This window comes from Streptomyces sp. NPDC054932 (assembly GCF_053610205.1).
Genome location: NZ_JBSGXU010000130.1, coordinates 1 through 23,182 on the forward strand (window position 1 = coordinate 1; position 23,182 = coordinate 23,182).

Annotated in this window: 19 protein-coding genes; 14 read left to right on the forward strand and 5 right to left on the reverse strand. The window is 69.1% G+C overall.

What is annotated here, in order from left to right; translation table 11 throughout:
• Window positions 1-597: TPM domain-containing protein (locus ACWGE1_RS28335; RefSeq protein ID WP_453423298.1), on the reverse strand; the 597-nt coding region annotated here is incomplete at its 3' end.
• A gap of 83 nt (window positions 598-680) precedes the next feature.
• Between ACWGE1_RS28335 and ACWGE1_RS28340 the strand changes: the two genes are divergently transcribed.
• The gene (locus ACWGE1_RS28340) at window positions 681-914 is read left to right on the forward strand and encodes a hypothetical protein (protein WP_453423299.1); all 234 of its coding nucleotides are present in this window, start codon (window positions 681-683) and stop codon (window positions 912-914) included.
• 53 nt (window positions 915-967) lie between these two features.
• Here the strand turns inward: ACWGE1_RS28340 and ACWGE1_RS28345 are convergent, their stop codons facing one another.
• From ACWGE1_RS28345 to ACWGE1_RS28360, 4 genes are all read right to left on the reverse strand, one after another.
• Window positions 968-1,738 carry a succinate dehydrogenase/fumarate reductase iron-sulfur subunit gene (locus ACWGE1_RS28345; RefSeq protein WP_327737200.1) on the reverse strand — a complete coding sequence of 257 codons (771 nt, stop codon included), beginning with the start codon at window positions 1,736-1,738 and terminating at the stop codon, window positions 968-970.
• Window positions 1,735-3,651 carry a fumarate reductase/succinate dehydrogenase flavoprotein subunit gene (locus tag ACWGE1_RS28350; protein ID WP_453423300.1) on the reverse strand — a complete coding sequence of 639 codons (1,917 nt, stop codon included), beginning with the start codon at window positions 3,649-3,651 and terminating at the stop codon, window positions 1,735-1,737. Before ACWGE1_RS28350 ends, ACWGE1_RS28345 begins: the two co-directional genes overlap by 4 nt.
• 1 nt (window position 3,652) lies before the next feature.
• The gene (locus ACWGE1_RS28355; RefSeq protein WP_453423301.1) at window positions 3,653-4,477 is read right to left on the reverse strand and encodes a hypothetical protein; all 825 of its coding nucleotides are present in this window, start codon (window positions 4,475-4,477) and stop codon (window positions 3,653-3,655) included.
• 103 nt (window positions 4,478-4,580) lie between these two features.
• A complete protein-coding gene (locus ACWGE1_RS28360) occupies window positions 4,581-4,805 on the reverse strand; it encodes a hypothetical protein (protein WP_351155643.1) in 225 nt (74 codons plus the stop codon).
• Window positions 4,806-5,152: 347 nt separating this feature from the next.
• Between ACWGE1_RS28360 and ACWGE1_RS28365 the strand changes: the two genes are divergently transcribed.
• The 13 genes from ACWGE1_RS28365 to ACWGE1_RS28425 all read left to right on the forward strand — a co-directional run bounded on the left by ACWGE1_RS28365 (window position 5,153) and on the right by ACWGE1_RS28425 (window position 22,927).
• Window positions 5,153-7,474: an ABC transporter family substrate-binding protein gene (locus ACWGE1_RS28365; protein ID WP_453423302.1), complete on the forward strand. Its 2,322-nt coding sequence runs from the start codon at window positions 5,153-5,155 to the stop codon at window positions 7,472-7,474.
• A gap of 347 nt (window positions 7,475-7,821) precedes the next feature.
• On the forward strand, window positions 7,822-9,726 hold the full coding sequence (gene typA, locus ACWGE1_RS28370; RefSeq protein WP_453423303.1) for a translational GTPase TypA: 1,905 nt from the start codon (window positions 7,822-7,824) through the stop codon (window positions 9,724-9,726).
• 471 nt (window positions 9,727-10,197) lie between these two features.
• A complete protein-coding gene (locus ACWGE1_RS28375; protein ID WP_453423304.1) occupies window positions 10,198-11,850 on the forward strand; it encodes a peptide ABC transporter substrate-binding protein in 1,653 nt (550 codons plus the stop codon).
• 231 nt (window positions 11,851-12,081) lie between these two features.
• Window positions 12,082-12,975, forward strand: a complete 894-nt coding sequence (locus tag ACWGE1_RS28380) for an ABC transporter permease (RefSeq protein WP_453423305.1) — start codon at window positions 12,082-12,084, stop codon at window positions 12,973-12,975.
• A gap of 23 nt (window positions 12,976-12,998) precedes the next feature.
• Complete coding sequence (locus ACWGE1_RS28385) at window positions 12,999-13,922, forward strand: ABC transporter permease (RefSeq protein WP_453423306.1); 924 nt, start codon at window positions 12,999-13,001, stop codon at window positions 13,920-13,922.
• Between the two features lie 117 nt (window positions 13,923-14,039).
• Complete coding sequence (locus ACWGE1_RS28390; RefSeq protein WP_453423314.1) at window positions 14,040-15,023, forward strand: ABC transporter ATP-binding protein; 984 nt, start codon at window positions 14,040-14,042, stop codon at window positions 15,021-15,023.
• On the forward strand, window positions 15,016-16,068 hold the full coding sequence (locus tag ACWGE1_RS28395) for an ABC transporter ATP-binding protein (RefSeq protein ID WP_453423307.1): 1,053 nt from the start codon (window positions 15,016-15,018) through the stop codon (window positions 16,066-16,068). Before ACWGE1_RS28390 ends, ACWGE1_RS28395 begins: the two co-directional genes overlap by 8 nt.
• Before the next feature lie 140 nt (window positions 16,069-16,208).
• Complete coding sequence (locus tag ACWGE1_RS28400) at window positions 16,209-17,135, forward strand: GNAT family N-acetyltransferase (RefSeq protein ID WP_453423308.1); 927 nt, start codon at window positions 16,209-16,211, stop codon at window positions 17,133-17,135.
• A gap of 107 nt (window positions 17,136-17,242) precedes the next feature.
• Entirely contained in the window at window positions 17,243-18,871 is a 1,629-nt protein-coding gene (locus ACWGE1_RS28405; protein ID WP_453423309.1) for a peptide ABC transporter substrate-binding protein, read from the forward strand.
• A 31-nt stretch (window positions 18,872-18,902) separates the two neighbouring features.
• On the forward strand, window positions 18,903-19,826 hold the full coding sequence (locus ACWGE1_RS28410) for an ABC transporter permease (RefSeq protein ID WP_453423310.1): 924 nt from the start codon (window positions 18,903-18,905) through the stop codon (window positions 19,824-19,826).
• Window positions 19,819-20,841 (forward strand): ABC transporter permease, encoded by a 1,023-nt coding sequence (locus tag ACWGE1_RS28415; protein WP_453423311.1) that lies wholly within the window; start codon window positions 19,819-19,821, stop codon window positions 20,839-20,841. The genes ACWGE1_RS28410 and ACWGE1_RS28415 overlap by 8 nt, the downstream gene beginning before the upstream one ends.
• A 12-nt stretch (window positions 20,842-20,853) precedes the next feature.
• Entirely contained in the window at window positions 20,854-21,837 is a 984-nt protein-coding gene (locus ACWGE1_RS28420) for an ABC transporter ATP-binding protein (RefSeq protein ID WP_453423312.1), read from the forward strand.
• Window positions 21,830-22,927, forward strand: coding sequence for an ABC transporter ATP-binding protein (locus ACWGE1_RS28425; protein ID WP_453423313.1), 1,098 nt, complete (start codon window positions 21,830-21,832; stop codon window positions 22,925-22,927). The genes ACWGE1_RS28420 and ACWGE1_RS28425 overlap by 8 nt, the downstream gene beginning before the upstream one ends.
• Window positions 22,928-23,182: the final 255 nt, after the last annotated feature.

Below are 23,182 nucleotides of genomic sequence, written 5' to 3' on the forward strand. Positions count from 1 at the left end.
GTCCCCGGCCCCGCTCTCGCCGCTCTCCCCGCCACCGGGATCCGCCGGGCCGGGGGTGATGGTGGGGACGGGCACGGGCTGCCCGCCGAGCACGGCGTTGTAGCCGTTGGCCGCGCCGATGGCGGCGCCCGCCCAGTCGTTCTGCTTCAGCGCGGGCTCGATGGCGGTCTGCGCGACGGTGGCCAGCTGCTGCTCGGTGAAACCGGAGTCGACATCGGCCGAATAGGCGTACTGCCGGTCCCCGGTCGCCACGGCCAGCAGGACGTCGTTCTGGCCGAGGCCGTTGCGCTGCGCGGTGGCGTCGGCCCAGCTCTGGGCGGAGCGCCCGGAGAAGTCCTGTACGTAGACCACGAAGAGCTGGATCTTCCGGTCGGCGTACAGCTTGTCGAGCGCGGCGGCCACGGCGCCCTGCCGGTCGCCGAGGGCCCCGACACGGTCGGTGATCTGCCCCTGCCGGGACAGGGCGACGGGATCCTCCGCCCGCGCGGCCGGCGCCGAGGCCGTGCCCCAGCCGCCGAGCGCGAGCAGCACGGCCGCGAGCGCGAGCGCGGCCCGTACGAACGTCCTGCGGCGCGGCCTGCTTCTCGGCGGAATCACAATTGGGAGGTTATGGGTGGTTTCCTGGCCTCGCATTCGGAGTCATTCCGGTGACCGTCCGGTCCCCGCCTCGTTGGCAGCGCATGAAGAAGATCATCTCCGCCGCCGCGCTCACCGTGGCCGCGCTCGCCCTCGCCACGCCCGCCCACGCCGACAACGACAGCAACTTCGGCGGCGGGGTCAACGCGGCCAACAACTGGAACTTCACCGCGGCCGCCGTCTGCCTCCAGGAGGTGGCCGTGGTCCCCGTCCTCGGCGACTGGGTGGGCGACCACGCGAACAACTGCTCCAACGGCAACGTCGTCGACCACTCCTGAGCACGGCGGCGGCCGCCGGCCCGGGCCCTCCCGAGGGGGCCCGGGCCCGGCCGTCAGCCCTGCCGGCGCCCGATCTTGTTCCCCAGCCACACCAGCGGGTCGTACTTGCGGTCCACCGCCCGCTCCTTCAGCGGGATCAGTGCGTTGTCGGTGATCTTGATGCCCTCCGGGCAGACCTCCGTGCAGCACTTGGTGATGTTGCAGTAACCGAGCCCGTGTTCCTCCTGCGCGGTGCGCTTGCGGTCCAGGCCCGCCTCCGCCGCCGCGTCCAGCGGGTGCATGTCCAGCTCCGCCACCCGCATCAGGAAGCGCGGGCCCGCGAAGGCGCCCTTGTTCTCCTCGTGGTCACGCACCACGTGACAGGTGTCCTGGCACAGGAAGCACTCGATGCACTTCCTGAACTCCTGCGAGCGCTCCACGTCGATCTGCTGCATCCGGTACGCGCCCGGGGCCACCCCCTCCGGCGGGACGAACGCCGGCACCTCCCGCGCCTTCGCGTAGTTGAAGGACACGTCCGTCACCAGGTCCCGGACGACCGGGAAGGCACGCAGCGGGGTGACCGTGATCGTCTCGGACCGTTCGAAGGTCGACATGCGCGTCATGCACATCAGCCGCGGCCGGCCGTTGACCTCCGCGCTGCACGAGCCGCACTTGCCCGCCTTGCAGTTCCAGCGCACCGCCAGGTCCGAGGCCTGGGTCGCCTGGAGCCGGTGGACGATGTCCAGGACCACCTCCCCGTCGTGCACCTCGACGGTGAAGTCCCGCAGTTCCCCGCCCTCCGCGTCGCCCCGCCAGATCCGGAAGCTCGCGTCGTACGTACTCATTCGTACAGCTCCTCTTCGGCGAGGTACTTGACCAGCTCTTCCTTCTCGAAGAGTGCGAGCAGGTCGGGACGGATGGGCTCGGTGCGGGTCCGTTCGAGGGCGATCCGGTCGGCGGCCGGGTCCGCCGGCGGCGGGTCCACCGGCCGGCACAGCAGATTCACCGGGCGCCAGTCGCGCTCCATCGCCGGGCAGTCCTCGCGGGTGTGCCCGCCCCGGCTCTCGGTGCGCTCCAGGGCCGCGCGGGCCACGCACTCGCTGACCAGCAGCATGTTCCGCAGGTCCAGCGCCAGGTGCCAGCCCGGGTTGAACTGCCGGTGCCCCTCGACACCGGCCCGGGAGGCCCGTACGCGCAGGGTCGCGAGCTTCTCCAGGGCCTCGGCCATCTCGCCCTCGCGCCGGATGATGCCGACGAGGTCGTTCATGGTCGTCTGGAGTTCCTGGTGGAGCGTGTACGGGTTCTCCGCGCCCTCGGCGGCGTGGAAGGGCGCCAGCGCCTCCGTCGCCGCCGCGTCGATCTCCGACTGGGCCACCGCCGGGCGTGCGCCGGCCCCGGAGGCGTACTCCGCCGCGTGCAGTCCCGCCCGCCGCCCGAAGACCAGCAGGTCGGACAGGGAGTTCCCGCCGAGCCGGTTCGAGCCGTGCATGCCGCCCGCGACCTCGCCCGCCGCGAACAGCCCCGGGACGCCGACGGTGGCCGCGGTCTCGGAGTCGACGGCGATCCCGCCCATCACGTAGTGGCAGGTCGGGCCGACCTCCATCGGCTCCGCCGTGATGTCCACGTCCGCCAGCTCCTTGAACTGGTGGTACATCGACGGCAGCCGCCGTTTGATCTTCTCGGCCGGCATCCGGGTGGACACGTCGAGGAAGACCCCGCCGTGCGGGGAGCCGCGGCCGGCCTTCACCTCGGAGTTGATGGCCCGGGCCACCTCGTCGCGCGGCAGCAGCTCGGGCGGACGCCGGTTGTGGTCCGGGTCCTCGTACCAGCGGTCGCCCTCCTCCTCCGACTCGGCGTACTTCTCCTTGAAGACGTCGGGGACGTAGTCGAACATGAACCGCTTGCCCTCGGAGTTGCGCAGCACCCCGCCGTCGCCGCGCACCGACTCGGTGACGAGGATCCCCTTCACCGAGGGCGGCCAGACCATGCCGGTCGGGTGGAACTGCACGAACTCCATGTTGAGCAGGGGCGCGCCCGCGAGCAGGGCCAGCGCGTGCCCGTCGCCCGTGTACTCCCAGGAGTTCGAGGTGGTCTTGAAGGACTTGCCGATCCCGCCCGTGGCGAGGACCACCGCCGGGGCCTCCAGCACGAAGAAGCGGCCGGACTCGCGCTCGTAGCAGAAGGTCCCCGAGACCCTCTGCCCCTCCTTCGGACTGTGATCCTTCAGAACCCTGGTGACCGTGCATTCCTGGAAGACCTTGAGCCGGGCCTCGTAGTCCCCGTACTCCTTGAAGTCCTCCTGCTGGAGCTGGACGATCTTCTGCTGGAGCGTACGGATCAGCTCCAGGCCGGTGCGGTCGCCGACGTGCGCGAGGCGCGGGTACTCGTGCCCGCCGAAGTTGCGCTGGGAGATCTTCCCGTCGGGCGTGCGGTCGAAGAGCGCGCCCCAGGTCTCCAGCTCCCAGACCCGGTCCGGAGCCTCCTTCGCGTGGAGTTCCGCCATCCGCCACTGATTGAGGAACTTGCCCCCGCGCATGGTGTCGCGGAAGTGCACCTGCCAGTTGTCGCCCTCGTTGACATTGCCCATGGAGGCGGCGATCCCGCCCTCCGCCATCACCGTATGGGCCTTGCCGAACAGGGACTTGCAGATCACGGCCGTACGGGCGCCGCGCTCGCGGGCCTCGATCGCGGCGCGCAGCCCGGCGCCGCCCGCGCCGACCACGACCACGTCCCACTGCTGCCGTTCCACTTGAGCCATCTCAGAAGATCCTCGGGTCGGTGAAGGCGCCGCTGGCGAGCAGGTACACGTAGAAGTCGCACAGGGCCACGCTGATCAGGGAGGCCCACGCCAGCTGCATGTGGCGGGAGTTGAGCCGGCTGACCCAGCCCCAGAGCCGGTAGCGCACCGGGTGCTTCGAGAAGTGCTTGAGCCGGCCGCCCATGATGTGGCGGCAGGAGTGGCAGGACACGGTGTAGGCCCAGATCAGCGCGATGTTGACCAGGAACAGCAGGGTCCCGAGGCCCATGTGGCCCCACTCGTACTGCTCGTTGCGGAAGGTCAGCACCGTGTCGTAGGTGAGGATGCCCGCGACCGGGACCGCCGCGTAGAAGAAGTACCGGTGCGCGTTCTGCAGGATCAGCGGGAAGCGGGTCTCGCCGGTGTACTTCGTGTGCGGTTCGGCGACGGCGCAGGCGGGCGGCGAGGCCCAGAAGCCCCGGTAGTAGGCCTTGCGGTAGTAGTAGCAGGTCAGCCGGAAGCCGAGCGGGAAGATCAGGATCAGCAGGGCGGGGGAGAGGCCCCACCAGCTGCCGAAGATCTCCCAGTTGGGTCCGCCCTTCATCGGGACGCAGTTCTCCGCGAGACACGGGGAGTAGAAGGGGGAGACGTACGGGGCCGCGTAGTAGTCGGCGTTCGCGAAGGCCCGCCACGTCGAGTAGACGATGAAGGCGAGCAGCCCGGCCGCGGTGCCGGCGGGGGCCAGCCACCACCGGTCGGTCCGCAGGTGCCGGGCCGCGATCGCGGCCCGTGAGGCGTCATGGACGCCGCCGGGCCGCTGCTGGGGTCGTTCCGTGCCTGTGGCCAAAGAGGACTCCGGGAGGAGTGATGAGGGGGTGCCCCCTGCGGCCCGGCCGCGGACGGCCGGACCGCACGGGGCGCGGGTGGATGCGCGTCCGTGACGGGCGGGCTCAGGGGGCGCGGCGGTCGCGGGCGCCCAGGCCCTCGTCGTCGGAGTCCGTCCACAGCGAGCTGTCGTAGGGGGTGTCCGGGACCGTCACCATCCGGGACGGGTCCGGACCGGCCGCCGCCGTCGACGGCTTCTGCCGGGCGGCCTGCTGTTCCAGCCGCTCGACCTTGCGCGTCAGCTCGTCCAGATTGCGCCGTACGGCACTCAGATCGTCTTGCAGGGACATGATTTGCCCTCACTTCCGCCAGGGTGCGGTGGCAACGCTCATGTGCGCCTGCGAGTGTCGCGCTTCCCGTCCCCCCTTGTGAAGGGACGTGCAGCGATTGCGGGCGCGCAGGCGTGAATCGTGCGCCCCTCCCTGCCCCCCATTCTCATCCCTCTCCCGGGGGAACGCCTCCCGCCGCGCAAGCGGGATTGGTCCGCACGGGTGGGGTTCGCGGCGTGGCGAGAGGCGGGTGCGGGGGGTGCGGCGGAGCGTCTATTTCAGTGGGTTCCGGCAACCGGTGTGATCAGCTCCATATACCGCCGAACGTGATCATGCTTCCCCCACGCCCCGCCCCGGAGGTACCACCCATGTCCCAGAGAAGGCGCAGGTCCTTGGCGCTCCTGACCTCGGGAGTCCTCGCACTGCCGCTGCTCACGGGCTGCGGCGCGGGTGACGACGAGGGCGGTCCGGCCGCCGCAGGACAGGACATCGCCACGACCACCCGCGACAAGGTCGCGGACGGGGGTGTGCTGCGCTGGGCGGTGGACGCGCTCCCGGACACCCTCAACACCTTCCAGGCCGACGCGGACGCCACCACGAACCGCATCGCCGGCGCCGTACTGCCGCAGCTGTTCGTGCTGGACGCCAAGGGGCGGCCGGTGGCCAATCCCGATTATCTGGAGAAGGCCGAGGTCATCGAGCGGGAGCCCAAGCAGGTCGTCCAGTACAAGCTGAACCAGAAGGCGGTGTGGAGCGACGGGCGCGAGATCGGCGCCGCCGACTTCGTGGCGCAGTGGCGGGCCCTGAACGGCAAGGACTCGGCGTACTGGACGGCGCGCAACGCAGGCTACGAGCGGATCGAGAAGATCGAGAAGGGCAAGACCGACCTGGAGGTCCGGGTCACCTTCAACAAGCCGTACACCGACTGGCGCTCCCTCTTCACCCCGCTCTACCCCAAGCAGGTCACCGGCACCCCGGACGCCTTCAACGAGGGCGCGCGCGGCGCACTGAAGGTCACCGCGGGGCCCTTCGCACTCGGCGCGATCGACAAGAAGACCGGCACCGCCGCCCTGACCCGCAACGCGCGCTGGTGGGGCCGGCAGGCCAAGCTGGACACGCTGATCCTGACGGCGGTCCCGCGGGCCGAGCGCCCGGCGGCGCTGGCCGCCGGGAAGCTCGACCTGGCGGAGATCGACCGCTCCGGGGCCGACCGGATCGCACTGGCCCGCCGGGACGCCGCCGCCAAGAAGGGCCCGGGCGCGGGCGGCGCCCCGGCCCACGGCCCGGGGGCCACGCTGACCCCGGCGCAGGCCACGCTGTCGTGGGCCGTCGCCTTCGGGACGGACGAGGAGAAGGCCGCGGCGGAGACGGACAGCCGCCAGAAGCACCTCGCCTCGGTCAAGCGGTACGCCGACGAGCAGGCGGCCCTGAAGGCCTTCACCGTGCGCAAGTCCCTGGAGCCGGCCTACACGCAGCTCGCGATGAACGGGGCCTCCGGCCCGCTGGTGGACGAGCGGGTGCGCCGGGCGGTGGCCCGGGCCCTGAACCGCCAGGCGCTGGCCGAGGCCGTACTGAAGCCGCTCGGCCTGCCCGCCAAGCCGGTCGGCAGCCACCTCGCGCTGGCCGGGCAGCAGGCGTACGCCGACAACAGCGACGCCCTCGGCGGCCAGGACACCCAGGCGGCCCAGGCCCTGCTCGCGGACGCGGGCTGGCGCCGGGGCGGCAAGATCACCGAACCGGCGGGAGCCAAGGCCGGCCCGGAGAGCGCGCCGCAGGACGACTCGAAGACCCCGTCGGGCCCGGGCACCGGCAACGACGGGCTCTACATCGTGGGCCAGGACGACGGGTCCAACGGCGATCCGCGCCCCGCGGCCGCCCCGCGCCCCCGGACCGGCGAAGGCGCCGCCGCTGCCGCGGGCGCGCAGGCCACGCCGTCCCCGGTGCTCGCCCCCGCCCCCTTCGGGGCCCAGCTGAAGGCGTCCCTGCTCGCCCAGGCGGCCACCGCCGCCCGGCCCGAGGCCCTCGACGACGGCAAGGGCGCCCCGGCCCGGGACGGCGACGCGGCCGACCCCGCCAAGGGTTCCCCGGCTCCGGCCCCGGTCAAGCAGCCCGCCCGTACGTCCGGCGGCATGCTCGCCAAGGACGGCAAGGCGCTCACCCTGCGCTTCGTCGTCCCGGCGGGTCCCGGCTCGGAGTCCCTGCGCACCGTCGCCGAGCGGATCTCCGGGATGCTGCGCAAGATCGGCGTGAGCACCGAAACGATCAAGGTGGCCGACGACAGCTTCTTCAAGGACCACGTCGCCTCGGGCCAGTACGACCTGGCCCTGTACTCCTGGCCCGCGACGGCCTACCCGGCCACCGATGCCCGGCCCATCTTCGCCAAGCCGGAGCCGGCCGCGGACGGCTCCCTCCTCGTCGAACAGAACTACACACGGGTCGGCACCGACCACATCGACCAGCTGTTCGACCAGGCGGTCGGCGAGCTGGACGAGCAGCAGTCCCGTGAGCTGATGCGCAAGGCGGACGCCCGGATCTGGGCCGCCGCCGGATCCATCCCCCTCTACCAGCGGCCCGAGCTGGTGGCGGTCAGGCCCGGCCTCGCCAACGCCGGCGCCTTCGGCCTCGGCGCCCCCCGCTACCAGGACATCGGCTGGAAGAAGGCCAGGGCCGCGAAGGGCGGGAAGAAGTAGCGCGGGAGAAGAAGTGGTGACAAAGCGGTGCCTGTCAGGTTGACCCGCGGGTCACAAGCTCAGATGTGACTCAAGTCCCTTGCCCGCCGGATCCCCCGGCGGGCAAGGTCGTGCCATACCCATTGACCCGGCCTTTGACCGCATGTTTACCGGCAGGATGGGCGGCCGTGCCACCCCACGCAGCGCTCGGCCGCGCTCATTCGTCCGGCCTCTTGACAGACCCCCCGGCAGGCGGTTCCCGCCACGCGACGTACCATGGGGTAAGGCCGTGGCAGGTTTTCGCCCGGCCGAGGCGCGCGTGCCGGACCGTACGCGACGCCATCCACGATCCCGGGAGAAGCGCCGAAGTGCCCACGCGCCACGACATCCGTAACGTCGCCATCGTCGCCCACGTCGACCATGGCAAGACGACCATCGTCGATGCCATGCTCAAGCAGGCCGGTGCCTTCGCCGCCCACCAGCACCTCGACGACCGCATGATGGACTCGAACGACCTGGAGCGTGAGAAGGGCATCACGATCCTCGCCAAGAACACGGCGGTGAAGTATCACCCCAAGGACGGCGGGGCCCCGATCACGATCAACATCATCGACACCCCCGGCCACGCCGACTTCGGTGGTGAGGTCGAGCGCGGTCTGTCGATGGTGGACGCCGTCGTTCTGCTGGTGGACGCCTCCGAGGGTCCGCTGCCCCAGACCCGCTTCGTCCTGCGCAAGGCCCTGCAGGCGAAGATGCCGGTCATCCTCTGCATCAACAAGACCGACCGCCCGGACTCCCGGATCGACGCCGTCGTCAACGAGACGTACGACCTCTTCCTGGACCTGGACGCGGACGAGGACCAGATCGAATTCCCGATCGTCTACGCCTGCGGCCGTGACGGCGTGGCCTCGCTGACCAAGCCCGAGGACGGCACCGTCCCCGCGGACAGCGACAGCCTGGAGCCGTTCTTCTCCACCATCCTGGAGCACGTCCCCGCCCCGGTGTACGACGAGGAGGCCCCCCTCCAGGCCCACGTCACCAACCTGGACGCCGACAACTTCCTCGGCCGCATCGCGCTGCTCCGCGTCGAGCAGGGCGAGCTGCGCAAGGGCCAGACCGTCACCTGGATCAAGCGTGACGGCAGCCAGTCGAACGTCCGCATCACCGAGCTGATGATGACCGAGGCGCTCACCCGCAAGCCGGCCGAGGTGGCGGGCCCGGGTGACATCTGCGCGGTCGCCGGTATCCCCGACATCATGATCGGCGAGACCCTGGCCGACCCGGAGAACCCGATCGCGCTTCCGCTGATCTCGGTCGACGAGCCGGCGATCTCCATGACCATCGGTACGAACACCTCCCCGATGGTCGGCCGAGGCGGCAGCGGCAAGGGCGCGGACGCCAAGTCCGCGGTCAAGGACCGCAAGGTCACCGCCCGCCAGGTCAAGGACCGTCTGGACCGCGAGCTGATCGGTAACGTCTCGCTCCGCGTCCTGGAGACCGAGCGCCCCGACGCCTGGGAGGTCCAGGGCCGTGGTGAGCTCGCGCTCGCCATCCTGGTCGAGCAGATGCGCCGCGAGGGCTTCGAGCTGACCATCGGCAAGCCGCAGGTGGTCACGCAGGAGATCGACGGCAAGGTGCACGAGCCGGTCGAGCGCATGACGATCGACGTCCCCGAGGAGCACATGGGTGCGGTCACGCAGCTCATGGGCGTCCGCAAGGGCCGCATGGACAACATGTCGAACCACGGCTCCGGCTGGGTCCGCATGGAGTTCGTCGTCCCGTCGCGCGGTCTCATCGGCTTCCGTACCGAGTTCCTGACCGGTACGCGCGGCACCGGCATCGCCCACTCGATCCACGAGGGCCACGAGCCGTGGTTCGGCCAGCTGGTGACCCGTAACAACGGTTCGCTGGTCGCCGACCGCGCCGGTTCCGTGACGCCGTTCGCGATGATCAACCTGCAGGAGCGCGGCGTCCTGTTCACCGACCCCGGCACCGAGGTGTACGAGGGCATGATCGTCGGCGAGAACTCGCGCTCCGACGACATGGACGTGAACATCACCAAGGAGAAGAAGCTCACCAACATGCGTGCGGCTTCCGCGGACAACACCGAGAACGTGGTGCCCCCGCGCAAGCTCTCCCTGGAGCAGTCCCTGGAGTTCTGCCGCGACGACGAGTGCGTCGAGGTGACCCCGGAGGCCGTCCGTATCCGCAAGGTCGTCCTGGACCAGAAGGACCGCTCGCGCACCGCGTCGCGCGCCAAGTCCGGCAAGTAGTAGCAGCCGTACGGCCGTTCGCCCGACTTTGCTCGGGCGGCGGCCGCGGTGGCCGCCGCCGGCCGCATGACCTTGGTAATGCAGCAGCCCCTCCCCTCACGGAGTCCGTGAAGAGAGGGGCTGTTCGCTTCTGTCAAGCGGATTTTTGCGTTCAGGTGTCCGCATACCGACCGTGACACTCCGGAAGATGAGCTAACCGTCCGTTTCGCACGTGTCTGTCTCCTATCCGTTTGTCCGGATTTCGGGTTTCTGACGCGGATCGATGTTGTGAAAACGAGACCACTTAAGTGTGGTTTACGGCCTGGCAGTCCCTGAGGATGGCTCCATTGAGCTCGGGTCAATGGGTCACGCGATGTGGGGATCGCGCCGACTCACGAGCACACTATGGGCAGGAAAATGCTCGCCGTCAGGGGTGTCGGCGAGGTTTCTTTGCCCCTCAAGTCGATCAGTGGACTCATGAGGAGGAAACCCATGCGCGGTGCCAAGAGCGCCAAGTGGGTCGTGGGCGCGGTTGTCGTCGCCCTGGCCGCTACCGCCTGTGGCGGCGGTGACGGTGACAGCAAGGACAAGGGCAGCGCCAACGGCGGTGTGTTCCGGATGGGCAACACCGAGCCGGACACCATCGACCCGGGGCGTGCCCACGAGTCCACCGGTGTCCTGCTGGCCAACGCCCTGTTCACCGGCCTGTACGGCAACACGCCGGACGGTCTGGCCGAGCCGCTGCTCGCCGAGTCGGCGACGTCGGACGAGGGTTGCACGTCCTGGACCTTCAAGATCAAGCCCGACACCAAGTTCTCCAACGGCGAGGTCGTCGACGCCGAGTCGTTCGCCCGTGGTTGGGCCCGTGCCGCGCACAAGGCCGCCGCGTCCGACGTGGCGTACCACTTCGCCGGCATCAAGGGTTACGCCGAGCTGCAGGACGGCTCCGCCAAGACCTTCTCCGGTGTGACCACCCCGGACCCGTCCACCATCAAGGTGGACCTGGCCAAGGCGGACTGCGAGTTCGTCCTGAAGACGGCGCACAACGCCTACAGCCCGGTCCCGAAGGTCGCCAAGGTCGGCGAAGAGGACAAGGCGTTCGGCGAGGCCCCCATCGGCAACGGTCCGTTCAAGATGGACGGTGCCTGGGAGCACAACAAGGCGATCAACCTCGTCCGCAACGACGGTTACGCGCTGCAGAAGGCCTCCCTCGAGAAGGTCCAGGTCACGCTTCTCAACGACAAGACCGCGCACCAGCTCGAGTACGACGGCTTCCAGGCCGGCACCTTCGACTACGCGCACATCCCGACGCCGATGCTCAAGACGGCCGAGGCGAAGTTCAAGCCGCAGAACAAGTGGTTCGCCAAGGACACGAACGGCATGAACTTCGTTCTGCCGATCGGTGACAACGGTCCGACGAACAACAAGGACGCCCGTCTGGCGATCTCCTACGCGATCGACCGTCAGGCCATCGCCAAGGGTGTCTTCCAGGGCTACCAGACCCCGTCGACGACCATCGTGCCGCCGGCGTTCCCGAAGGCGTACCAGAAGGACCTGTGCGTCTCCTGCATCAAGCAGGACCCCGCCAAGGCCAAGGAGCACGCCGAGAAGGGCGGCCTGAAGCCGGGTAGCGAGATCAAGTTCAGCTTCAACACCGGTGCGGGCCACGAAGAGTGGGTCCAGGCCATCGCCAAGCAGGTCGAGGAGGTTCTCGGCGTCAAGGTCAAGCTCGACGGCAAGGACTTCCCGGGCATGCTCAAGGAGCAGCAGAGCGGTGCCGCCACCGGCATCTACCGCTTCGCGTGGGGCGCGGACTACCCGACCCCGGAGAACTTCCTGTTCCCGCTGCTGCACTCGTCTTCGATGGCGAAGGACGCCGAGGGCAACGTGACCGGTGACAACCGCGTCCGTTACAACAACCCGGAGTTCGACAAGCTGATCGACACGGCCCGTGGCACCAAGGACGAGGCCGCTCGCACCGCCCTGTACAAGCAGGCCGAGAAGATGGCCATGGAGGACATGGCCCTCATCCCGACCTTCAACCGTTCCCAGTTCCGCCTGATGGCGACCGACAAGTTCAACGGTCTGGACGACATCAACTTCAACGAGGACCCGATCCTCGAGAAGATCTCGCTCAAGAAGTAATCGGTTCGGACGGTATATCCGTCAGGAGCGAACGTGCCGCGGCCCCCGGGTGACCGGTGGGCCGCGGCCCCGCTCGGCAGGCCGTTTTTACTTCGGCACCCCTCACATCCGCGGGCAATCCCCGCCGGCCGAGAGCCGGCCCATTCTTCGGGCCGGAGGCCGCTGCTCCCAGAAGCGGCCAGGTAGAGAGGCACAAACATGGGAAGGTACGTCGCCCGTCGCCTCGGGCAGATGGTCATAGTCCTCATCGGCGCGACCATGGTTCTGTTCGCTTGTCTTTTCGTTCTCCCCGGTGACCCCGTGGGCTCGATCGCAGGCAGCGACAAGGCACGTGACCCAGCAGTGGTCGCGGAGCTCAAGGCGCGGTACGGGCTCGACAAGTCGCTGCCCGAGCAGTACGTGAACTACGTGGCCAAGGTCGCGACCGGAGACCTCGGCGAGGACTTCATCCAGCGCCGCGAGGTTTCCGACATCCTCGCCCCCAAGCTGCAGAACACCGCGAAGCTGGCCCTGCTGGCCATTGTTCTCGTGACGGTGTTCGGTATGGGCGTCGGCATCATCGCCGCCCTGTACAGATACAGCATCTTGGACATGGCCACGACATTCTTTACGACCATGGCCGTCGGTTTCCCGACGTTCGTGATCGGCATGCTGCTCATGAAGTATTTCGCCGTGGAACTCCAGTGGTTCCCACAGCTCGGCGGCGACAAGCTCGAAGGCATGGTCCTTCCCGCGGTCACCCTCGCCATCACCGACATCGCGTTCGTCGCCCGCCTCACCCGCGGCACGATGCTCGAGGTGCTGCGCGCGGACTACGTCAAGACGGCCGTGGCCAAGGGACTTCCGCAGCGTCGCGTGCTCTTCAAGCACGTGCTGCGCAACTCGTCCATTCCCGTGGTCACTTACCTGGGCATCTCGTTCGGTGGACTCCTCGGTGGTGCGCTCATCACTGAGGCGATCTTCAACTGGGACGGTGTCGGTCTGGCACTGGTTCAGGCGATTCAGCAGCAGAACAACCCGATCGTGATCGGGGTCGTGACGTACAGCGTCGCCATCTTCGTCGTCCTCAGCCTCATCGTGGACCTGCTGTACGCGGCCCTCGACCCGCGTATCCGCCTCAGCTGACCGCCCCCAAGGAGGATTTCCTCATGTCTGAGCTCGCAACGAGCCCGGCGATCGGGGACGAGAACCCCGTGTCGTCCGCTTCGGCCAAGGCCGAAGCCGCACCCAAGCAACTGAGCCAGTGGGGCGAGATCCGGCACCGCTACGTCCAGAACAAGCTGGCCGTCGTCGGTCTCGTGATCATCACCCTGCTGTTCCTGACGGCCGCGTTCGGCGACATGCTCGCCCCGTTCGACCCCGGCGCGCAGGACCTCGAGAACACCCTCGCCTCGCCCAACGGCACCCACTGGATGGGTACCGACGCCCTGGGCCGCGACATGTTCTCGCGCCTCATAGCCGGCACCCGCGTCGCCATGTTCGTCGGCCTCGCCTCGATCTTCTTCGCGGTACTGATCGGTGTCGCCCTTGGCGCCATCGCCGGTTACTTCGCCGGCTTCGCCGACACCCTGGTCATGCGCATCGCGGACGTCTTCCTCGCGTTCCCGCTGATGATCGGTGCCATCGTCATCATCCTGGTCACCGGCCGCGGCATCACCCCGGTGATCATCTCGCTCGCGATCTTCTCGTGGGCCACCGTGTCCAGGCTCCTGCGCAGCTCGATCCTGTCGGTGCGCGAGATGGACTACGTCCACGCCGCCAAGGCACTCGGCGCGAGCGGCTGGCGGATCGTGCGCACGCACATCCTGCCCAACTCGCTGACCGCCGTGCTGGTCTACGCGACGTTCAACGTCGGCACCACGATCGTCGGCGTCGCGGCGCTCTCCTTCCTCGGCGCCGGTGTCCCGGTCGACGTGCCGGAGTGGGGCAACATGCTGGCCGCCGGTCAGGCGTTCATCGGCGTCAATGACTACCTCTGGGTGTTCCCCAGCCTGTTCGTCGTCGTCACCGTGCTCGGCTTCGCCTTCGTCGGCGACGGCCTGCGTGACGCGCTCGACCCGAAGCTCCGGTAGGGCCGCCCGATGCCCCGAGACAACATCAGCAAGCAGGACGAAGGTGGCGGCGTGACGACGTCGGAGATTCTCAGCGTTGCGGAGACGGGCGGCGGATCCGCCGTGCCGCTGCTGGAGGTGGACAACCTTCAGGTCGAGTTCAAGACCCGTGACGGGGTCGCCAAGGCCGTCAACGGCGTGAGCTACAGCGTCAGCGCCGGCGAGACCCTCGCCGTGCTCGGCGAGTCCGGCTCCGGCAAGTCCGTCACCGCCCAGGCGATCATGGGCATCCTCGACAGCCCGCCCGGACGTATCGCGGGCGGCGAGGTGCGCTTCCACGGCAAGGACATCCTCAAGATGTCCGACGAGGAGCGCCGCAAGCTCCGCGGCAACAAGATGGCGATGATCTTCCAGGACGCGCTGTCCTCCCTGAACCCGGTCTACTCGGTGGGCGACCAGCTCGGCGAGATGTTCCGGGTGCACCGCGGAGCGTCCAAGAAGGACGCGAAGCTCAAGGCCATCGAGCTCATGGAGCGCGTGAAGATCCCCGCCGCCAAGGCGCGCGTGGGTGACTACCCGCACCAGTTCTCGGGCGGTATGCGCCAGCGCATCATGATCGCCATGGCGCTCGCCCTGGAGCCGGACCTGATCATCGCCGACGAGCCGACCACGGCTCTCGACGTGACGGTCCAGGCCCAGGTGATGGACCTGCTCGCGGAACTCCAGCGCGAGATGAACATGGGCCTGATCCTGATCACCCACGACCTCGGCGTCGTCGCCGACGTCGCGGACAAGATCGCGGTCATGTACGCGGGCCGGATCGTCGAGACCGCTCCGGTCCACGAGATCTACAAGCGCCCGTCCCACCCGTACACCCGTGGCCTGCTCGACTCGATCCCGCGCCTGGACCAGAAGGGCCAGGAGCTCTACGCGATCAAGGGCCTGCCGCCCAACCTGCTCCGCATCCCCGCGGGCTGCGCCTTCAGCCCCCGCTGCCCCAAGGCGCAGGACATCTGCCGCACCGAGATCCCGGTGCTGCACCCGGTCACCGAGCAGGACGGCACCGAACTGCCCGGCCGCGGCAGCGCGTGCCACTTCTGGAAGGAGCAGATCCATGGCTGAGCTCACCAAGAACGCCACCGAGCGCGAGCCGATCCTCCAGGTCCGTAACCTGGTCAAGCACTTCCCGCTGACCCAGGGAATCCTGTTCAAGAAGCAGGTCGGTGCGGTCAAGGCGGTCGACGGGGTCTCCTTCGACCTGTACCAGGGCGAGACCCTGGGCATCGTCGGCGAGTCCGGCTGTGGCAAGTCCACGGTCGCCAAGCTCCTGATGAACCTGGAGCGGGCGACCGCCGGCGAGGTCTTCTACAAGGGCCAGGACATCAGCAAGCTGTCCGGCCGCGCCCTGAAGGCCGTCCGCCGCAACATCCAGATGGTCTTCCAGGACCCGTACACGTCGCTGAACCCGCGCATGACGGTCGGCGACATCATCGGGGAGCCCTTCGAGATCCACCCCGAGGTGGCTCCCAAGGGCTCGCGCCGCCAGAAGGTCCAGGAGCTCCTGGACGTCGTCGGCCTGAACCCGGAGTACATCAACCGGTACCCGCACCAGTTCTCCGGCGGTCAGCGCCAGCGCATCGGCATCGCCCGCGGCCTGGCCCTGCAGCCCGAGATCATCATCTGCGACGAGCCGGTCTCCGCGCTCGACGTGTCGGTGCAGGCCCAGGTGATCAACCTGATGGAGAAGCTGCAGAACGAGTTCAACCTCTCGTACCTCTTCATCGCGCACGACCTCTCGATCGTCCGGCACATCTCGGACCGCGTGGGCGTCATGTACCTGGGCAAGATGGCGGAGATCGGCTCCGACGCCGAGATCTACGAGCACCCGACCCACCCGTACACGCAGGCGCTGCTCTCCGCCGTCCCGGTCCCGGACCCGGACGCGCGCGAGGGCCGTGAGCGGATCATCCTCACCGGCGACGTCCCGTCCCCGGCCAACCCGCCGTCGGGCTGCCGCTTCCGCACCCGCTGCTGGAAGGCCCAGGACAAGTGCTCCACCGAGGAGCCGGTGCTGGCGGTTCCCGAGCGCTTCAAGGGTCTGAACACCCTGGCCGCGCACGACTCGGCGTGCCACTTCGCGGAGGAGAAGGCCATCCTGGCCGTCTGACCGACGCGTTGTTCCCCGACGGCTGGTCCCCGGTGCCCCAAGGCGCCGGGGACCAGCCGTTTTTGGCGTGGGCCCGCGCGAGGGGGGCTTCCTGGAGAAAGCGGTTGCGGGCCCGGGAGCCCGCGCCGGAGAGTGACGCAATGACCATCACCGTACGGCCCGCCGGGCCCGGGGACGCGGCCGACATCTGCGCGCTGCTCAACGCCGTCGACGTGATCGAGATCGGCCGCCCGGAGACCGATCTGGGCACCGTCGAGTCGGATCTCAACGCGCCGGACGTGGACCTGGCCACCGATTCCTGGCTCGCCCTCCAGGACGGCCGGCTCGTCGCCTACGCCCTCGTGTGGGCCGACTCCGGGCCGGGCCGTGTCGACGGGGACCACTACGTGCTGCCCGGCCACGACGAGGCCGCCGTGCTGCTGCTGGAGCGCATGGAGGCCCGGGCCCGGGAACTGGCCGACGGGCCCGGCGTGCTGAGGCTCCAGCTCAACGTGAAGCCCACCCTCGACCTGTCCCTCCTCGGCGGGCGCGGCTACCGCACCATCCGCCGGTACCAGGTCATGACCCGCTCCCTGTCCCAGGCCGCCGACCCCGCGCCCGTCCCTCCGGCCGGGCTCACCCTGCGCCACTGCGGTGATGACGAGGCCGACCGCCGACGGGCCCACGCCCTGATCGAGCGGACCTTCGCCGCGCACTTCGGCCATGTGGACCGCCCGTACGAGACCTGGCTGGACCACATGGACGGCCGCAGGCTCGACTGGTCACTGGTGTGGATCGCGAGCCTGCCCGGCCACGGCGACGCGGCCGTACTGCTCACCCGGGACGACCGCACGAGCATGGCCTGGGTCAGCCACATCGGGGTGGCCGAGGAGGCACGGGGCCGCGGCATCGGGGGCTTCCTGCTGCGTCACTGCTTCGCCGTCTACGCCGGGCGCGGCCGGGACACCGTCGGCCTCGGCGTGGACACCCACAACGAGACCGGCGCGCTGGCGCTGTACGAGGCGCACGGCATGGGCCTGCACTACGCGGTGGACTCCTGGGAGCTGGCTTTGCACCCCCAGGGGTGACAGGGGCGTGACGCGCGGGTGCAATCAGTCCAACCAGGAGTGTGCAGGACCCCACATAGGGTGACATTGGCCCCTAAGCGAGTCTTGGGATCCATAGGAGGCACTCCATGCGCGGAGCCACCCACGCCACGTGGGCCGCATGTGCGGTGGCCGTCGCCCTCGCGGCGACGGCCTGCGGCGGCGGCAGCGACAGCGGCGGAGGCGGCGAGGCGGGAATCATCAGCTCCTCGTGGGGCGACCCGCAGAACCCGCTGGAGCCCGCCAACACCAACGAGGTGCAGGGCGGCAAGGTCCTCGACATGCTCTTCCGGGGTCTCAAGCGCTACGACCCGAAGACGGGCGAGGCCCTCGACATGGTCGCCGAGAAGATCGAGACGACGGACAATCAGAACTTCACGATCACGCTGAAGGACGGCTGGAAGTTCAGCAACGACGAGCCGGTCACCGCGCAGTCCTTCGTGGACGCCTGGAACTACGGCGCGGACGTGCGCAACAAGCAGAACAACGCGCCGTTCTTCGCCGACATCGTCGGCTACAAGGACGTCCACCCCGCCTCCGGTGAGCCCAAGGCCAAGACGATGTCCGGGCTGGTCGTCAAGGACGACAAGACCTTCACGGTCGCCCTGGACAAGAAGTTCTCCACCTGGCCCGAGACCCTCGGCTACCAGGCCTTCTCGCCCCTGCCCAAGACCTTCTTCACCGACCACGCCGGCTGGCTGAACAAGCCGATCGGCAACGGCCCGTACACGGTGGACTCGTACACCAAGGGCACCGGCATGCAGCTGCGCAAGTGGGACACCTACCCCGGCCCGGACAAGGCGCAGAACGACGGTGTCGACCTGAAGGTCTACACCGACAACAACACCGCCTACACCGACCTGATCTCCGGCAACCTCGACCTCGTCGACGACATCCCGGCCCAGCAGCTGAAGAACGTCAAGAACGACCTCGGCGACCGGTACATCAACCAGCCGGCCCTGATCATCCAGACCCTCACCTTCCCGCTGTACGACCCGCAGTGGAGCAAGCCGGGGACGGAGAAGGTCCGCCAGGGCATCTCACGGGCGATCAACCGTGACGAGATCACCAAGCAGATCTTCCGCGAGACCCGCACCCCCGCCAAGGACTGGACCTCGCCGGCGCTCGGCGAGAAGGGCGGCTTCTCCTCGACCGTCTGCGGTGACGCCTGCGTCTACGACCCGGCCGAGGCCAAGAAGCTCATCCAGGAGGGCGGCGGGCTCCCCGGCGGCAAGGTCACGCTGACCTCCAACGTGGACACCGGCTCGCACCGCGACTGGATGGACGCCGTCTGCAACAGCATCAACAACGCGCTGGGCGAGGGCCCGGTGTGCACGGTCAACCCGATCGGCACCTTCGCCGACTTCCGCAACCAGCAGAGCGCCTTCAAGCTGACCGGCCCCTTCCGCTCCGGCTGGCAGGCCGACTACCCGCTGATCCAGAACTTCCTCCAGCCGCTCTACTACACCGGCGCCTCCTCCAACTACGGGAAGTTCAGCAACGCGGACTTCGACAAGCTGGTCGACGAGGCCAACCAGGAGAGCGACGCGGCCAAGGCCATCGCGAAGTTCCAGGACTCCGAGAAGATCCTCGCCGAGCAGATGCCGGCCATCCCGCTCTGGTACCAGAACGGCAGCGCGGGCTACGCCGAGCGGCTCTCGGACGTGGCGCTCAACCAGTTCAGCGTCCCCGTCTACGACCAGATCAAGGTCGGCTGACCCACGTTTCGGATCGATCCTGGAGCAGTCCATGGGACGTTATGTGATCCGGCGGCTGCTCCAGATGATCCCGGTGTTCATCGGCAGCACGTTCCTGATCTTCTTCATGGTGTACGCGCTCGGTGACCCGGTCGCGGCCCTCTTCGGCGACAAGGCGCCCGACCCCGCCACCGCGGCGCGCATCCGCAAGGACCTCTACCTCGACCAGCCCCTGTGGAAGCAGTACCTCCACTACATGGGCCAGATCTTCCAGGGCGACTTCGGCACGGCCTTCAACGGCCAGCCGGTCACCGAACTGATGGCCAGCGCCTTCCCCGTGACCCTGCGTCTGACCATCGTCGCGATCTTCTTCGAGATCGTCATCGGCATCACCCTCGGTGTGATCAGCGGCCTGCGCCGCGGCAAGTCCGTCGACACCACCGTGCTGGTGCTCACCCTCGTCGTCATCTCCGTGCCGACGTTCGTGACGGGCTATCTGCTCCAGTACCTCTTCGGCGTCAAATGGGGCTGGGTGCGGCCCACCGTCTCCCCGGACGCCCCCTTCAACGAGCTGATCCTGCCCGGCATCGTGCTCGCGCTGGTCTCCCTCGCCTACGTCACCCGGCTCTCCCGCACCTCCATCGCCGAGAACGTCAAGGCCGACTACGTGCGCACCGCGGTCGCCAAGGGGCTGCCGCGCCGCCGGGTCGTCAGCCGCCACCTGCTGCGCAACTCGCTCATCCCCGTCGTCACCTTCATCGGCACGGACATCGGCGCCCTGATGGGCGGCGCCATCGTCACCGAGCGGATCTTCAACATCCACGGCGTCGGCTACCAGCTCTACCAGGGCATCCTGCGCAACAACTCCCCGACGGTGGTCGGCTTCGTGACCATCCTCGTCATCGTCTTCCTGCTGGCGAACCTGCTCGTCGACCTGCTCTACGCGGTCCTGGACCCGAGGATCCGTTATGCCTGACCCCGAGCGCCCCGAAGGGCCCGGCGGCTACGATCCCGTCGGTCCCCGTCCGCACGAGGCGGTCTCCCCGACCGGCCAGGGGGGACCCATGGATCTGGCTCTGCAGGAGGCCGAGAGCGTCGAGGGCATCGAGAAGGACGGCCCGCCGGGCGGGACCGGCCCCGGCGAGAAGCCCCGCTCCCTGTGGTCCGACGCCTGGCACCAGCTGCGCCGCAACCCCGTCTTCATCATCTCCTCGCTGATGATCCTCTTCCTCGTGATCATCTCGATCTGGCCGCAGCTCATCGCGAGCGGCGACCCGCTGCAGTGCGACCTGTCCAAGTCGCAGCAGGGCTCCTCCCCGGGCCACCCCTTCGGCTACGACACCCAGGGCTGCGACGTGTACACCCGTACCGTCCACGGGGCCCGCGCCTCCATCACCGTGGGCGTCTGCGCCACCCTCGGCGCCGCCCTGCTCGGCTCGCTGCTCGGCGGGCTCGCCGGGTTCTTCGGCGGCTGGGGCGACGCGCTGCTCTCCCGGGTCGCGGACATCTTCTTCGGCATCCCCGTCGTCCTCGGTGGCCTGGTCTTCCTGTCCGTGGTCACCAGCACCACCGTCTGGCCGGTCGTCGGCTTCATCGTGCTCCTCGGCTGGCCGCAGATCGCCCGCATCGGCCGCGGCTCCGTCATCACCGCCAAACAGAACGACTACGTCCAGGCCGCCCGGGCCCTCGGCGCCGGCAACGGCCGGATGATGCTCCGGCACGTGGCGCCCAACGCCATCGCCCCCGTCATCGTCGTCGCCACCATCGCGCTCGGCACCTACATCGCCCTGGAGGCCACGCTGTCCTTCCTCGGCGTCGGCCTGCGCCCGCCCACCGTCTCCTGGGGCATCGACATCTCCAACGCGGCCTCGCAGATCCGCAACGCCCCGCACATGCTGCTCTGGCCGGCGGGCGCGCTGAGCCTGACCGTGCTCGCCTTCATCATGCTCGGCGACGCGGTGCGCGACGCCCTCGACCCCAAGCTGCGCTGAGGAGCCCCGCACATGCTGCTCGAAGTCCGCGATCTGCACGTGGAATTCAAGACGCGCGACGGAGTCGCCAAGGCCGTCAACGGCGTCAACTACTCGGTGGCCGAGGGCGAGACGCTCGCCGTGCTCGGCGAGTCCGGCTCCGGCAAGTCGGTGACCGCCCAGGCGGTGATGGGCATCCTCGACGTGCCGCCGGGCCGGATCGCGGGCGGCGAGATCCTGTTCAAGGGCAAGGACCTCCTCAAGATGAAGGAGGAGGAACGGCGGAGGATCCGCGGCGCCGAGATGGCGATGATCTTCCAGGACGCCCTCTCCTCCCTGAACCCGGTCCTGAGCGTGGGCGCGCAGCTCGGCGAGATGTACGAGGTCCACCGCGGGATGTCCCGCAAGGCCGCCAGGGGCAAGGCGGTCGAGCTGATGGACCGGGTGAAGATCCCGGCGGCGAAGGAGCGGGTGGGGGACTACCCGCACCAGTTCTCCGGCGGCATGCGCCAGCGCATCATGATCGCCATGGCGATGGCCCTGGAGCCCTCGCTGATCATCGCGGACGAGCCGACGACGGCCCTGGACGTCACCGTGCAGGCCCAGGTGATGGACCTGCTGGCCGAGCTTCAGAGCGAGCTGAACATGGGCCTCATCCTGATCACCCACGACCTGGGCGTGGTCGCGGACGTCGCGGACAAGATCGCGGTCATGTACGCGGGCCGGATCGTCGAGGCGGCCCCGGTCCACGAGATCTACAAGGCGCCCGCGCACCCGTACACGCGCGGCCTGCTGGACTCCATCCCGCGCCTGGACCAGAAGGGCCAGGAGCTGTACGCCATCAAGGGCCTGCCGCCGAACCTGCTGGCCATCCCGCCCGGCTGTGCCTTCAATCCGCGCTGTCCGATGGCGCAGGCGGTCTGCCGCACCGACGTCCCGCCGCTGTACCCGGTGACCGGGGTCCCGGTGGAGCGGACCAGCGCCTGCCACTTCTGGAAGGAGTGCCTCCATGGCTGAGTCCCTTCTGGAAGTGAAGGACCTGGTCAAGCACTACCCGCTGACCCGGGGCATCGTCTTCCGCAAGCAGGTCGGCGCGGTCAAGGCCGTCGACGGGGTCTCCTTCGACCTGCGCGCCGGCGAGACGCTGGGCATCGTCGGCGAGTCCGGCTGCGGGAAGTCCACCGTGGCCAAGATGCTCGTCAACCTGGAGCGGCCCACGTCCGGCGCGATCTCCTACAAGGGCGAGGACATCACCAAGCTGTCGGGGCGGGCCCTGAAGGCCGTCCGCCGCAACATCCAGATGGTGTTCCAGGACCCGTACACGTCGCTGAACCCGCGCATGACGGTCGGCGACATCATCGGGGAGCCGTACGAGATCCACCCCGAGGTGGCCCCCAGGGGCTCGCGCCGGCAGCGGGTCCAGGAGCTGCTGGACGTGGTGGGTCTGAACCCGGAGTACATCAACCGCTACCCCCACCAGTTCTCCGGCGGTCAGCGCCAGCGCATCGGCATCGCCCGCGGCCTGGCGCTGCAGCCCGAGATCATCGTCGCGGACGAGCCCGTCTCGGCGCTGGACGTGTCGGTGCAGGCACAGGTGATCAATCTGCTGGACCGGCTGCAGAGCGAATTCGACCTGTCCTACGTCTTCATCGCGCACGACCTCTCGATCGTCCGGCACATCTCCGACCGGGTCGGCGTCATGTACCTGGGCCGGATCGTCGAGATCGGCACCGACAGCCAGATCTACGACCACCCGACCCACCCGTACACCCAGGCGCTGCTCTCGGCGGTCCCGGTCCCGGACCCGGAGGCCCGCGCCCACCGCGAGCGGATCATCCTCACCGGGGACGTGCCCTCCCCGGCCAACCCGCCGTCGGGCTGCCGCTTCCGCACCCGCTGCTGGAAGGCGGAGCCCCGCTGCACGGCGGAGGTCCCGCTGCTCGCGGTGCCGCAGGTCTTCCCCTCGGGTCCGGCGGCGCACCCGTCCGCCTGCCACTTCGCGGCGGAGAAGCAGGTGGTCCCGCCGCCGGACCCGCCGCCGGGCCTGTCGCCGTCGGATCAGCCGCCGCCGGACCTGCCGCCGTCGGATCCGCTGACGAAGGAGTAGCCGCCGACCGATCATTTCCGGCCACCGCTGCGGCAGTGGGTGCAAAGCGGTCGCCGCCACCGCAACCCCGTTTACACGGGGGCAACTTGACCGTTTCTGCCCCGAGATCTGGGGCGTGCAGCCTGGATGCCGTGCGGCCGTGCGGGTGCCGACAGCCGGGCGGGGCGGGGGCACCGCCCCCCCCCCCGGCCACCCCCGACCCCCCCCCTGCGCGGGGGGGCCCCCCCCGGCATGCCGGATTGGAGAGAAGCCGGA